The organism is Nocardia vinacea (genome assembly GCF_035920345.1).
GTDB lineage: Bacteria > Actinomycetota > Actinomycetes > Mycobacteriales > Mycobacteriaceae > Nocardia > Nocardia vinacea_A.
The window spans coordinates 7910156-7926290 of sequence record NZ_CP109149.1 but is presented as its reverse complement, the minus strand read 5'-3'; the positions used below and the strand labels follow the sequence as shown (position 1 = coordinate 7926290).

Here is a 16135-nt window from a genome sequence, read left to right as displayed (position 1 = left end):
TAACCGCATTGGCAGCTTGTTCCCGCCGACGATCCACCTGCGTTCCCCGGCCAATTGCTACCGCTCAGGGGTGTTCGAGCAGCTCAGCGAGCCGTGGACCGATCTCGGCAAACGCTTCGGCAGAGGTCATCAACTCGTGCGTCGACCCGATCGGGCGATCGATGATCTCATCGGAGACGAAAGGCTGCCAGTCGGCGGGGGTGCGATCTGGTCGGGCCTCGGCATCGACCGTAGCGCGGAAGAACTCGAGCATCCCCTCGAACACCCCCGGCCGGTACTGCGACTCCAGTTCGATCGTGCGCATGGCCGTGCGGTAGATCAGCCGTAGTCGTTCGGGAGTGAGCACGTCCACGCCCTGGCCGACTGCCATCGCGTGCAGCGCTGCCACGGCCTCGTCACCGATCTCCTGCAGATTTTCCGCCGCGGGCAGGGCCGCCGCGTCCAGACCCAATTCGGTGAAGGCCGCACGGACCTGGTTCCGGAAATCGGTGAAGTCGCCGCCCGGGTAGGCATCCAGGATCGCGAGCAACTCGACTTGCGCGCCGTCGGCCTGCAGCTCGGTGGCCACCGCGTGGGCCAGTTTGCCGCCGAGCGACCAACCGATTATCCGATACGGCCCCTCGGGCTGCACCGCCCGCATCTCGGCGACATAGCGACGCACGATCTCGACCATCGAGCCCGGGTGGTAGTCGTCTTCGGTGAGCGCGGGCGTCTGGATGCCGTAGATCGGTTGGTCGGCCGGGAGGACCCGGGCCAGTCCGGCATAGGACCACGACAGTCCGGCCAGCGGGTGCACGCAGAACAGCGGCGGCCTGGTGCCCGCGGCGCGGATCGGGAGGATCACGCCGAGTGCGGCCGCGGAGCCGGAGTCGAAATCCCCTCCTCCCTCGGCACGGCCGTGCTCCAGCACCGCGCTGATCTGCTTCGAAATGCCGAGCACCGTCGGCTCGGTGAAGAACCAGGCGACCTTGATCTGCGCGCCGGTCACCTTGCGCAGTCGGCTGACGACCTGGGCGGCCAGCAGCGAATTGCCGCCCAGGCCGAAGAAGTCGTCGTCGATGCCGACCCGGTCGATGCCGATGACCTCGGCGAAGACAGCGGCGACGGTCGATTCGAGCGGGGTCGTCGGTGCGCGGAACTCCCGCGCCGAAAAAACGGGGTCGGGCAGGGCACGGCGATCGAGCTTGCCGTTGGGGTTCAACGGCATGGCATCGAGGACCACCATGGCAGCCGGAACCATATAGGACGGCAGATGTTCGGCGACATGGGTCCGCAGTGCCTCGGTATCGACCGGGGCACCGCTCGCGGGAACGACATAGGCGATGAGCCGATCGGAACGCACCAGTGCCACGGCCTGTACCACGGAGTCGTGCGCGGTGAGTGCGGTTTCGACCTCGCCGAGTTCGATGCGCAGACCGCGCAGCTTGATCTGGAAGTCGGTGCGGCCGAGGTAGACGATCGAACCGTCGGTCTTGCGGGTGACCAGATCGCCGGTGCGGTACATCCGGGAACCGGGCGCACCGAATGGGTTGGCGACGAAGCGATCCGATGTGAGGTCGGTGCGACCGGCGTAGCCGCGGGCCAATTGCGCACCGGCCAGGTACAACTCGCCCGCGACGCCCGACGGCACCGGGTGCAGCCGGGAATCCAGTACGTACGCTTGGGCATTCCACACCGGCAGGCCGATCGCCACCGCACCCTCGATAGCGGCGTCCACCGGACGGTGAGTCGCGTGGACGGCGAATTCGGTCGGTCCGTAGAGGTTGTAGAGCTCGGCCGAGCTGACCTTGCGGATGGCCTGCACCGCATCAGCGGTGAAGGCCTCACCGGCGATGAGCAGGGTGCGCAGGGATGCCAGTGCGGAGCGGTCGACCGCGCCCGCGAAGACGGTCAGCATCGAGGGCACGAACGAGGTCATGGTGACGCGCTCGGCCGCAATGACTTCCGCGAGGTACTGCGGGTCGCGATGGCCGTCCGGGGTGGCCACGACGATTCGACCGCCGGTGGACAACGGGCCGAACAGTTCCCACACGGACACGTCGAATGTGGCGGGGGTCTTGAACAGCACGATGTCGTCGGCGCCGATGCCGTATTCGTCGGTGATCCAACGGATCTGGTTGACGACGGCCGCGTGCGACACCGCCACACCCTTCGGGCGACCGGTCGAACCGGAGGTGAAGATGACGTATGCGGGGTTGCTCGGCCGCAGCGGCGCAATCCGCTCCGTGTCGGTGACGGGCTGCTCCGAGTAGCCGGACAGGTCCACCTCATCGATCGTGACGGTAGGCAGACCGGTGCCGTCGAAGTCGTCGCGCGAGGTGGTCAGTACACACACCGGCGCGGCCGAATCGAGCAGGTAGCCGATCCGCTCCGCGGGCTGCTCGAGGTCGAGCGGCACATAACCACCACCGGCCTCCTGCACGGCATAGGCGGCGACCACGAAATCGACCGAACGCCGCAGACCAAGGGCGACAAGCTTTTCCGGACCGACACCGGCCTCGATCAACCGGCGCGCCAAACGGTGCACGCGCGCACCGAATTCGGCATATGTCAGCGTCGCGGAGCGACTCGTTGGGGGGTGGTGGTCGGGTGACGGGTGGGCCAGCGTCGCGGAGCGACTCGATGAGGGGTGGTGGTCCGGTGACGAGTGGGCCGACAAGGTTGCGGGACCGACGATCGCGACCGCATCCGGCGTCGCCGCCGCCTGCCTGGCGAATTCATCCACAAGCGTCCCCACCGCACCGAGCTCACGGTTGGTGTCGTTCCACCGCCACAGCACCGCGGCCCGTTCGGTATCGCTGAGCAGATCGATATCGCCGACCGGCGCGTCCGGGCGGGCGACGATCTGTTCGAGCAGCCCGACGAACCGGTCCGCGAAACCATGGACGGTGGCGTCATCGAAAAGATCCCTGGCAAAAGACAATTCGGCGACCATGCCAGCACTCCGCGCGGCCTCCTGAATAGTCAGCGAGAGATCGAATTTCGCGGCATCAATCTCCAGATCGACCGCACCGACGCGCAATCCGGGCAGTTCGAACGAGGTGTCCGGCAGATTCTGGAACGACAGCATGACCTGGAACAGCGGATGCCGCGCGGTCGAGCGCACCGGGTTCAACAGGTCGACCAGCCGCTCGAACGGAATGTCGGCGTGTGCGAATGCCTGCAGATCCGCGTCCTTCGTATGTGCGAGCAGCGCACCGAAACCCAGTTCGCCCGACACCTCGCTGTGCAGCACGAGGGTATTGACGAACATGCCGATAACATCGTCGAGTTCGGCCTCACCGCGACCGGCGACCGGGGTCCCGATGGCGATGTCATCGGTGCCGGACAACCGCGCGAGCAAGACCGCGAGTGCGGTGTGGACAACCATGAACATGGTCGCGTTCTCGGCACGCGCAAGTTCCTGCAGGCCACGGTGCAATTCGGTGCCGATCGCGAAGGCCACCCGGCCCCCGCGGAACGACTGCGTCGTCGGACGCGGTCTATCCATAGGCAGATTCAGCTCGTCCGGAACACCGGCGAGCGTGCTGCGCCAATAGTTCGCCTGGGCCGTGATGACGCTGCCCGGATCAGCTTCCGAACCCAGCACTTCGCGCTGCCAGATGCTGAAATCGGCGTACTGCACCGGAAGCGGCGCCCAGGCCGGTGTCGCACCGGCCGAGCGGGATGCATAGGCGATCATCAGATCGCGGGTCAGCGGGCCCATGGACCAGCCGTCCGCGCTGATGTGATGCGCCACCAGCACGAGCACATGCTCGTCGGGCTCGACCCGGAAGAGCTTGGCCCGCACCGGAACCTCGGCCGTCACATCGAATCCGGCCGAGGCCGCCGCGACGACCTGCATGGAAAGGTCGGCCGCGATCACCGGTACTGGCGTCAGATCCGGTACCGCCTGTTCGGCGGGCACGATCAATTGCACAGGACCGTCATCGGTCTGTGGATAAACGGTGCGCAGTGCCTCGTGCCGCTCGATCAGATCCGCGACGGCCAGTTCCAGCGCGACCAGATCCAGCGCACCGGTCAGGCGCACGGCGGCCGGAATATTGTTGACCGCCGACGACGGATCGAGCTGGTTGAGGAACCACATCCGCTGCTGCGCCATCGACAGCGGAATCCGTTCCGGACGCGGACCGGCCGTCAGCGCGCGGCGACCACCGGATCCGGCATGCTGCTCGATCTTGACCGCGAGCCCGCCGACCGTCGATGCCTCGAACAGGGTGCGCACCGGCACCCGGCCGCCGATGGCGGCCCCGAGCCGGGCCACCACCTGGGTGGCGATCAGCGAATTGCCGCCGAATGCGAAGAAGTCGTCGTCGACGCCGACTCGTTCCAAGCCGAGCACATCGCCGAAGACGCCCGCCACGATTTCCTCGACCGGTGTTGCCGGGGCCCGGAATTCGCGGCTGGCGAAGGTGGGTTCCGGCAGCGCCTTGCGGTCCAGCTTGCCACTGGTATTCAGGGGGAACGAATCGAGCGCCACGATGGCGGCCGGAATCATATATGCCGGAAGGGTTCCCGCGATCGCGGTCAGCAGTTCGGTCTGATCGATCCGATGCCCCGGGGTCGGCACGGCATACGCGACCAGTCGGTCGCCCAGCGTCGACGACAGCACAACGGCAACCGCCTGGCTCACCGAAGCCTCGGCCAGCAGCGCGGTTTCGATCTCGCCGAGTTCGATGCGCTGGCCGCGGAATTTGACCTGGAAGTCCGTGCGACCGATGTAGTCGAGCACACCTGTCGCGCGGCGGACGACCAGGTCACCCGTGCGGTACATGCGTGTGCCATCGCCGAAGGGGTTGGCCACGAACCGATCCGAGGTCAGATCGGGTCGGCGCACATAGCCGCGGGCCAGCTGGTCACCGGTCAGGTACAGCTCACCGGCCACGCCCGCAGGCACCGGATGCAGTCGCGAATCCAGCACATATACCTGGGTGTTCCACTGCGGCAAGCCGATCGGGACGCTGGGGCGATCATTGCCGCGCGCCTCCCAGTAGGTCACCGAGACCGCCGCCTCGGTCGGACCGTAGAGGTTGTGCACGCGGGCATTCGATATAGCGCGCACGGCGGCGACGGTTTCCGGCGGCAGCGCCTCACCGATCACGAAGATGTCCCGCAGCGTCGGGCAGGAGCCCGGCGAGGTGTGCGCGGCGAAGGCCGTCAGCATCGACGGCACGAAGTCGGTAACGGTGACGCCCTGCGCGGCAATCGTTTCCGCGACGTAGGCCGGGTCGCGGTGGCCATCGTGCGTGGCGACCACCAGTTTCGCGCCCGCGCGCAGCGGCATGAAATAGCCCCACAGCGAGACGTCGAAGGTGGTCGCCGTCTTCTGCAGGTACACATCACCCACACCGAGCGGATACTCGGCCAGCATCCACGTGATCTGGTTGTGGATGGCCGCATGCGAAATCGCCACGCCCTTGGGACGTCCGGTCGAACCCGAGGTGAAGATGACGTAGGCCGGGTTCTCCGGACGCACCGGACGCAGTAGTTCGTCGGCGCGAACCGGATTCGCATCGAACCCGTCCAGTGCCAAAGTATCCAGGTGCAGCACCGGCGTATGACCGGGCACCGCAACCGCATCGGCGGTGGTGGTCAGCACGGCTGCGGGCTGGGCGGTATCCAGAATGTGCGCGATCCGCTCCGCCGGATGATCCGGATCCAGCGGCACATACGCACCACCGGCCGTCACGATCGCGTACATGCCGACAACCAGATCCAACGACCGCCGAATCGCCAGGCCCACCAGGGATTCCGTGCCGACACCGTGCTCGATCAGCAGCCGCGCCAAACGGTTGACCTGCTGGTCGAATTCGCGATATGTCAGCGTCGCGTAGCGACTCGTTGGGGGGTGGTGGTCGGGCGACGGGTGGGCCAGCGGCGCGTAGCGACTCGTTGGGGGGTGGTGGTCGGGCGACGGGTAGGCCGGCTCGGCGCTCTCGTAGACCACCGCGATCGCATCTGGATGGTCCGCGACCGATCGTCGATAGCTGTCGAGCAGCAGTTCCGGGGCGACCGGATCGGCAGTCTCGTTCCAGTCGAGCAGGATTCGCCGGCGCTCGGCCGGTGCCAGCAGGTCGAGTTCGCCGACCGGGGTGCGCGGTGCGGCGATAATCCGGTCGAGCAGGCGTGTGAAGCGCTCCGCGAACCCCTCGACCGTCGCCTGATCGAAAAGGTCCTTGGCGTAGACGAATTGACCGGCGATACCGGCGGGCACGCCGTTCGCATCGTAGGCGTCGCTCACGATGAGGTTCAGATCGAACTGCGCCACATGGGTGTCGATACCGACTCCGGAGACGGTGAGGCCGGGCAGTTCGAGGCTGGACTGCTCCAGATTCTGGAACGACAGCCCGACCTGGAACAGCGGATGTCGCGCGGTCGAGCGGATCGGGTTGAGCACCTCGACCAACCGCTCGAACGGGATATCCGCATGGGCGAAGGCCCGGATATCGGCCTCCCGCTGACGCGCGGTCAGCTGGGTGAAGGTCGCACCCGCGTCCACCCGGGTGCGGAACACCAGGGTGTTGACGAACATGCCGATCAGCTCGTCCAACGCGGCCTCACCGCGACCGGACATCGGGGTACCGATAGCAATGTCATCGGTACCTGACAGCCGCGCCAGCAGTACCGCCAGCGCTGTGTGCACGACCATGAACAGCGTCGCACCCTCGGCACGGGCCAATTCGATGAGGGCACGGTGGGTTTCGGGATCTATGCGCACCGCGGCGGTGCCGCCCGCGAAGGACTGCACCGCGGGGCGCGGCCGATCCGACGGTAGATCCAGCTGTTCGGGCAGATCGGCCAGTGCGGCGCGCCAGTAGGCGACCTGTTCGGCCGCCAGCGATTCCGGATCGTCCTCGCTGCCGAGCAGTTCGCGCTGCCAGATGCTGTAGTCCGCGTATTGCACGGTCAGCGGCGCCCAGCTCGGCGCAGTATCCGCTGAGCGGGCCGCATATGCCAGCATCAGGTCGCGGGTCAGCGGTGCGACCGACGAGCCGTCACCGGAGATGTGGTGCACCACCATGGCGAGCACATATTCGTGTTCGATGGCGGCGGCCGCGGAGCCCTGCACGGCCACGCGAGCTCCCGCCTCCAGACCCGTCGCTCCCGGTGTGCCGACGGCGGCGTCCACAGGGCCCTGCGCAGCCACGCCCGCACCGACCTCCAGGCACATCGCTCCCGCCGCACCGACGACGGCGTCCACAGGGCCCTGCGCAGCTCCCGCCTCCAGACCCGTCGCTCCCGCCGCTCCCGCCGCATCGGCATCGGCATCGGCATCGGCATCGGCATCGGCGACATCGAACAGCACGACCCGGACGGGCACCTCGCTCGTGACGTCGAAAATCGTCGAAGTCAGCTCGACGACGGCGGATTCGAGTTCGTCCGGCGCGACCTCGCGGATCGCTAGTTCAGGCACGGCCGCATCCGAGGGCAGGATCAGCTGGACCGGACCCGCATCGGTCTGCGGGTAGATGGTGCGCAGGATCTCGTGCCGTTCGACTACATCGGCGACCGCCCGGCGCAGCGCCGCCACATCGAGGGTGCCGGTGAGGCGCACAGCGATCGGGATGTTGTAAGCCGTGGACTCGGTGTCGAACCGGTTGAGGAACCACATCCGCTGCTGTGCCGGCGACAGCGGAATATGTTGCGGCCGTTCACCCGCCACCAATGCCTTGCGAGCGCCGGAACCGGCGAGCTGCTCGAGCTCGGCCGCGAGTTCGGCAACCGTGGATGCCTCGAAGAGCACCCGCACGGGTACCCGGGTGTCCAGTGCCGCACCGAGGCGCGCCACCAGTTGCGTTGCCAGCAGCGAATTTCCACCGAGTGCGAAGAAGTCGTCGTCCAGGCCGAGGTAGCGGCTGTCGTCGGCGCCGGTGCCGATGCGCAGTACGGCCGCGAACGTGCTTGCCACGATCTGTTCTGTATGCGTCTTCGGCACGCGGAAGGCAGCCTGTTCGAAGACCGGTTCCGGCAACGCCTTTCGATCCAACTTGCCGACCGGGGTCAATGGGATCTCGTCCAGCACGACGACCGCGGACGGCACCATATGCGGCGGCAGGCGCCGCGCCGCATGCTCGACGAGCACGCTGGGCTCGATGACCTTGCCGGACACCGGCAGCACATAGGACACCAGGATCGTGACACCGGCAGCGCTCTGCCTGCCCATGGTGATCGCGAATTCCACATCGGCGTGCCCGCCGAGCACGGCATCGATCTCACCGAGTTCGATGCGGTAGCCGCGGATCTTCACCTGGAAGTCCGAGCGGCCGACGTATTCCAGTGCCCACGGTATCGACGGCAGCGCCGCATTGCCCATCCGTACAGCGGGTTCGGCGAACCAGCGCACGACGTCACCGGTCCGGTACATCCGTGCCCCCGGCTCGCCCCACGGATTGGCCACGAAACGCTCCGCGGAAAGCCCCGGACGGTTGTGGTACCCACGCGCCAATGCGCCGCCGGACAGATACAGCTCCCCCGCCACGCCCGGCGGGACCGGGTGCAGCCGAGCGTCCAGCACCAGCGCCGACATGCCGTGTACCGGTGTGCCGATAGTGATCGGCGCACGCGCTCGCAGCGTCGCGTAGGAAGCGATGACGGTGGCCTCGGTCGGACCGTAGCCGTTGTAGTACCTGCGGCCCGGCTGCCACTTACCGAGCAGCTCCGGTGTGGTGGCATCGCCGCAGACCATGAGCATTTCGAGCTGCTCGAGCCCGACCGGGTCCACCGAGCTCAGCACCGCCGGGGTGATGATCGAATGCGTGACCCGCTCGCTGCGCAGCAGATCACCCAGTTCCGGACCACCGATGACGGCGGCGGGGACGATCACCACTGTCGCGCCGACCGATAGCGCGACAAGCCATTCCAGCACGGACACATCGAAGCTCGGCGAACAGATATGCAGCAGCCGGTGCTGCGGCTCCAGCCGGTACAGGCCGACCGAATGGTCGACCAGGCCACCGAGTCCGGTGTGGGTCACGGCGACGCCCTTGGGCATACCGGTAGAGCCGGAGGTGTAGATCACGTAGGCCACGTGGTGCGGCCGCAACGGCGTGATCCGGTCGGCGTCGGTGACCGGGGCGGCGGATCGGTCGGCGCACAGCGCGGTCGTCTCCGCATCGTCGAGCGCAAGCCATTGCACGTCGTCCGGCAACTCACCCAGGTACTTCGAAGCAGTGAGACCGACGAGCGCACCCGAGTCGGTCAGCATGTGCCGCACCCGATCCACCGGGTAATTCGGGTCGACCGGCACATGTGCACCACCGGCCTTCGACACCGCCGATACGGCGGCCACCATTTCATACGAGCGCGGCAGCGCCAGCGCCACCAGGCTTTCCGGACCGACGCCGCGATCGATCAGCACCCTCGCCAACCGCGACGAGTAATCGTCGAGTTCGCGATAGCTGATCGACCGGCCCTGGTAGCGGATGGCCGTACGCTCCGTACCGCGACGCAGCCCGCGCACCAGCAGATCGGGCAGCAGCTCACCGGCGGTCACATGATCCGGGTGCACCCGGGTCAGGTATTTCGCCTCGGCTTCGGCCAGCAGCGGCAGATCGCCCACCGGCAGCTCCGGCCGGGTGGCGATCGCGTCGAGCAGCCGCACGAATCGATCCGCGAACACCCGAACCGTGGACTCGTCGAACAGGTCACGCGCGAAGGAGAACACCGCGTACATGCCCTCGGACGAGCCCCGCAACTCGGTAATCGCCAGCGACAGATCGAATTTCGCGGTATCGATATCGAGATCGACGGCGCCGACCCGCAATTCGGGTAACTCGAACGAATTGTCCGGCAGATTCTGGAACGACAGCGCCACCTGGAACAGCGGATGCCGCGCCGTGGACCGCTCCGGATTGAGCAGATCGACCAGGCGCTCGAATGGAATATCGGCGTGGGCGAATGCGCGCAGATCGGCGTCCTGCACCGCCGAAAGCAATTCCGCGAAGGTCGCGCTGCCACGCACCGCAGTCCGCAGCACCAGCGTATTGACGAACATTCCGATGACATCGTCCAATTCGGCCGCACCGCGACCGGCTATCGGCGTACCGACGGCGATGTCCTCGGTACCCGACAGACGTGCCAGGAAGACCGTGAGCGCGGTATGCACAACCATGAAGATCGTCGCGTTCTGTTCGCGGCCGATCTCCTGCAGCCTGCGGTGCACCCGCGGGTCGACCGTGAAACCGACTGTGCCACCGGCGAACGACTGCGATGTCGGGCGCGGCCGGTCAGCGGGCAGGTTCAACTCGTCGGGCAGACCGGCCAGTGTCGTGCGCCAGAACTCGGCCTGTGCAGTGATCAGGCTCTCCGGATCGTCCTCGGAACCGAGCACTTCCCGTTGCCAGAGACTGAAATCCGCGTACTGCACCGGCAGCGGCTGCCAGGCAGGCGGTGTGCCGGCAGCACGCGATGCATAGGCGAGCATGAGGTCGCGGGTCATCGGTCCCATCGACCAGCCGTCCGCGCTGATGTGGTGGGCCACGAAAACGAGCACGTACTCGTCCTCGGGCGCGACCTGGAACAGTGCACCTCGCAATGGCACCTGATCGGTGACATCGAATCCGGCGGCGATGATCTCGACGACCTTCGCGTGCACCGCATCCGGCGCAACCGGCTGCGGAGTCAGATCCGGAACCGCCTGTGCGGCGGGCACGATCACCTGATGTGCCACGCCATCGTGATCGGCCGGGTAGACGGTGCGCAGGGTTTCGTGCCGCTCGACCAGATCGGCGACGGCCTGATGCAACGCGGCGATATCGAGCGCACCCGTCAGCCGGACCGCCACCGGCAGATTGTTCACCGCCGATTCGGTATCGAACTGGTTGAGGAACCACATCCGCTGCTGTGCCAGTGACAGCGGAATCTGTTCCGGCCGCGCCCCGGCCACCAGCGGCACCTCGCGACGCTGACCCGCGCCGGGTGCGACCGTTGTGGCCAGAGCGGCAACCGTCGGTGCCTCGAAGACTGCACGCACCGGAACTCGGCTACCGATGGCTGCGCCGAGCCGTGCGACCACGCGAGTCGCGACCAGCGAATTGCCGCCGAGGTCGAAGAAGTCGTCGTCGGCGCCCACACGTTCGATGCCCAGCACATCGACGAATATCGCGGCGATCGAGCGTTCCAGCGGCGTCGACGGCTCCCGGTAGGGCCGTCCGATGAACTCCGGTGCGGGGAGGGCTTTGCGGTCGAGTTTGCCGCTCGAGTTGAGCGGCAAGGCATCCAGATGCACGATCGCGGACGGGACCATATACGCCGGCAGCGCCGCGCGTGCGTGGTCGAGCAGGGCATCGTCATCGATCTGTGCACCGGGCGTGGCCACCACATAGGCGACCAGCCGATCACCGGCGCTCCCCTTGACCAGCGCTACCGCCGCGCGCTGCACAGCGTCCAGACCGAGCAGCACCGTCTCGATCTCACCGAGTTCGACGCGCTGGCCGCGCAACTTGATCTGGAAGTCGCTGCGGCCCAGGTATTCCAGGGCGTGTTCGCCATCACGAGACACCCAGCGCACCACATCGCCGGTGCGATACAGCCGCGCACCATCGGCATGCGCGACGAACCGTTCGGCCGTCAGCGCCGGTGCGTTCAGATACCCACGCGCCAATTGCACACCCGCCACATACAATTCGCCGACCGCGCCGACCGGAACCGGCCGCAACTGCCGGTCGAGCACATGCACCCGAGTGTTGGCGACCGAGGTACCGATCGGAATCGCCACGAGCCCATCGGCTTCGGCGGGATAGGCGGTGACGACCGTCGCCTCGGCGGGGCCGTACCAGTTGAACAGTTCCGCATCCGGCAGGAAGGTGTCGAAGCGCGCGGCGGTCTCCCCCGATAGCGCCTCACCGGCGGCGAATACCCGGCGCAACGACGGGTACGCCGCGGGAGCGCCGTCGAGGAATGCGTCGAGCATCGATGGCACGAAATGCACCGTGCTGACGGAGTATTCGTCGATCACACGGGCCAGATACGCGGGATCGCGATGCCCATCCGGTTCGGCGACCACCACCGCCGCACCGGTCTGCAAGGTCCAGAACAGCTCCCACGTGGAGATATCGAAGGTGATCGGCGTCTTGTGCAGGACCACATCACCGGGACCGTGCGGATAGGTCCGCTGCGCCCAACGGAATTGGTTCGCCATCTGCCGATGCGTGATCGCCACGCCCTTGGGCCGACCGGTCGAGCCGGAGGTGTAGATGACGTAAGCGGTGTTGTCGGGAAGCGGCGTCGCGACGGAGTCGGTCGGCAGGTCACCGAAGATCGAGGCGTCGGCCGCAGAGCGAACAGGCAGCTCGAAAAGATCAGTGTCCACATAGACCAGCGGTGTGTCGGTCTCGGTTTCGAAGCCGGTTCCGGTCGTGGTCAACACACACATCGGAACCGCGCTGGACAGCACATATTCACTGCGCTCGGCCGGATGGTCGGGATCGATCGGCACATACGCCGCACCGGCTCGCAGCACACCGTAGATCGCGATGACCATCTCGATGCTGCGCCGCATCGCCACCGCCACCAGCGATTCCGAGCCGACGCCGCGGCCTACCAGGTTCCCGGCCAGTTCGCGCGAACGCGCATCGAGCTCGCGGTAGCTCAGCGTGGTATCGCCGTAGATCACCGCGGGTGCGTCCGGGGTGCGGGCGACTTGCGCGTCGAACAGCGTCAGCAGTGTCGAATCATCCAGCAGCTCTACCACTTCGGTGGCATTGACGGCGTCGAGTACCGTCCGATCGGCATCGGTGAGCGCATCGACCTCGGCGACCTTGGCGAACGGATCGGTAAGGAAGCGGCCGATCAGTGTCGAGAAGCGTTGGGCCAGTGCCTGTGCCGCCTTCTCGTCGAAGACATCGCGGAGGTATTTGAGGGTGAAGTGCATACGCACATCGGGGACGATCACCACGGTGACCGGATAGTGCGTGCCGTTCACCGCGACCGCGCCCTCGATGCTCATCCCATCGAGTGCGCCCGCCGCTGCAGTCAGCGCCTCCTCGTCGACCGGGAACGATTCGAATACCACCAGGGTGTCGAAAAGCCCTTCCACGCCGACGATTTCCTGAATTTCGCTCAGGCCGACATAGTGGTGGTCCAGCAGCGCCGCCTGTTCGGACTGCAACTGCCGCAGCAGTCCGGCGAGGGTGTCGTTCGCATCCAGGCGCACCCGGACCGGAATCGCATTGAGGAACAACCCGACCATGGTCTCGATGCCGTCGAGCTGCGGCGGCCGCCCGGAAACGGTGGCGCCGAAGACGACATCGTCGCGATCCACACTCCGGCCGATCAACAACCCCCAGGCCGCCTGGATGACGGTGTTGACGGTGACCCCCGCATCGGCGGCCAACCGGCTCAGCGCTTTGGTTTCGGCCTCGGACAGTTCGAAAGCGACTTCGCCTACACCCGAAGCGATTTCGCGGGCCGGATCGACCGAAGCCAACGGTGTCGGCTCGGTGATACCGGCCAGCACCTCGCGCCAGGCCTTGCGCGCGGCACTGTGGTCCTGCGCACCGAGCCAGGCCAGGTAGTCACGGTAGGAGCGGGGCTGCGGCAACTGGCTCGCATCACCACCGAGCACATAGAGCGTCAGCAGATCCTGGGTCAGCAGCGGCATCGACCAGCCGTCGATGAGGATGTGATGGCTGGTGACCAACAGGTGATAGGCCCCCGACATCGTGGCGCTCGCGGGGCCCTCCGTGGTTACGCGGGCTGCCTCCGTGCCCGTCGCTCCCGCCGGGGCGGTCGAACGGATCAAGGTGAACCGCAAGAGCGGCGCGGTCCGCATATCGAAATGGTCGGCCAGCTCCGCGGCCATGATCCGCTGCAACTCGGCGGCCGCCTCCGCGTGATCGGTGAGATCGACTGAACGCCACGGCACTTCGACCTCGTCGAGCACGACCTGCACCGGATTGCCCGCGGCATCCTCGGCGAATGCCACCCGCAGATTCACATGCCGACCCACCACGGCGACCGCCGCCACGCGTAGTCGCTCGGCATCAACGTCGCCGCCGAGCTCGACCATGAACTGGGTCATGTACGCATCGACCGACGACTCGGCCAATTGCGCGTGGAACAGCATGCCCGACTGCAGCGGGGTCAGCGGCCACACCTCGGCCAGCTTCGGGTACGCCCTTGCCAGCCGGTCATTATCGGCCTGTGACAGCTCGACCAGCGGCCCCTGTGCGCCGGTCTCGACCGGCGCGCCCTGCGTGGCGAGCGGCGCGAGGGCCGCGACCGTGCGCGATTCGAAAACGTCTCGGGGCGTGAAGATCACCCCGCGCGCCCTGGCCCGCGACACCACCTGGATCGAGGTGATGCTGTCGCCGCCGAGTGCGAAGAAGTCGTCGTCGAGACCGATGCGCTCGATACCCATCCCCTCGCCGATACCCAGCACCTCGCCGAGCACCTCGGCGATGATCTGTTCGATTTCGGTCTCCGGCGCCCGGTACTCCTTGGTCTCCAGCACCGGTGCGGGTAGTGCCCGGCGATCCAGCTTGCCGACCGGGGTAAGCGGAATCGTATCGAGCACCGTAATGATCGTCGGAACCATATGCGCCGGCAGTGAGCGTTCGGCGAAGGCGGTCAGCTCGTCGGTATCCACCACAGCGTCGCCCGCGGCGTGCACGTAGGACGCGAGTATCGTCGCGCCCGTGTCGAGTTTGTGTCCGATGGTGACGACGAAGTCCACACTGTCGTGCGCGCCGAGCACCGCATCGATCTCACCGAGTTCGATGCGGAAACCGCGGATCTTGACCTGGAAGTCGTTGCGGCCCATATATTCGATCTCACCGGCCGCGGTCCAGCGCACCACGTCACCGGTGGCGTAGAGCCGAGAACCGCTGGGATCGAACGGATTCGCCACGAAACGCGATGCGGTCAGCGCGGGCCGATCGTGATAACCACGCGCAACTTGCGAACCCGAGATGTACAGTTCGCCGACGACGCCGCTCGGCACCCGATTCAGCCGGTCGTCGAGCACGTATTCGGTAATGGCACGGATCGGGCCGCCGATGGTCACCACCGCTCCGGGTGTCATCGGCGAGCTGATATTGGTCATGATCGTGGTCTCGGTCGGCCCGTAGCCGTTGAAGAACTCACGTGTTCGACCGTCGGCGATCGGTAATACCCAGCGCCGCACCAGATCCGGCGGACAGGCCTCACCGCCGGCGACGACGACCCGGAAATCGTCGAGCCCCGTCGGATCGACCGAGGCGAGCGCGGCCGGGGTGATGAACGCGTGCGTCACCCGCTCCCGGCGCAGCAGCGTCGCCAACTCGTCGCCACCGTAGATATCCGGCGCGACCACCACCATGGTCGCCGCGCCACCGAGTGCGAGCAGCAGCTCGAGCACCGACGCGTCGAAGGAGGGCGACGCGAAATGCAGTGTGCGCGACTGGTTCGTGACGCGATACCGCTCATGCTGTTCAGCGCAGAAGCTGGCGAGTCCCGCCTGCGTGACGACAACGCCCTTCGGCTTACCGGTGGAACCGGAGGTATAGATGACATAGGCCGGATGCTCCGCCCGCACCGCGCGGACCCGGTCCGCATTGGTGATGGCCTCGCCCGAGTATTCCGCCAGGCGCGGTGCGAAGTCGGGCGTATCGATGACCAGCCAGTCGACCCGATCCGGCAGCTCGGCCGCCACCTCGGCGACCGCGAGGCCGAGCACCGCACCGGAATCGGTCACCATGTGCGCGACGCGCTCGGCCGGGTAATTGGGGTCGACCGGTACGAATCCGGCACCGGTCTTGGCCACCGCCCACACCGCGACCACCGACTCCAGCGACCGCGGAATACCCACGGCGACAAGATCTTCCGGACCGACACCCCGTTCGATGAGCAACCGGGCCAACCGCGTGGACCGATCGTCGAGTTCGGCGTAGCTGAACTGTCCCAGGGTCGCGCGGGCATCGGCGAAAACGACGGCGATACCGTCCGGATTCGCCTCGACCGCGGCGCCCATCAGCTGCGGCAGTGTGATGACGCGCGACTGGCGGGTCCGGGCCGGACGGCTACGGGCTGGCCGGGTCACGCGAACGACCCCCCTCCGATATCGCGCGGCTGCGCCCGATCCTGTCCCACCGACCGGTATCCCGGCATAGGAACTTTCCTCCCCTCGCTCATCGTCACTACCCGGTAGCGGCCCATG

At 66.8% G+C, this 16135-nt stretch carries 1 protein-coding gene; it reads right to left on the bottom strand.

Features of this window, described 5'->3' with window-relative positions; genetic code table 11:
• Positions 1 to 64: 64 nt before the first annotated feature.
• Positions 65 to 16018: a non-ribosomal peptide synthetase gene (locus OIE68_RS35940; protein ID WP_327095384.1), complete on the bottom strand. Its 15954-nt coding sequence runs from the start codon at positions 16016 to 16018 to the stop codon at positions 65 to 67.
• Between the last annotated feature and the right edge of the window lie 117 nt (positions 16019 to 16135).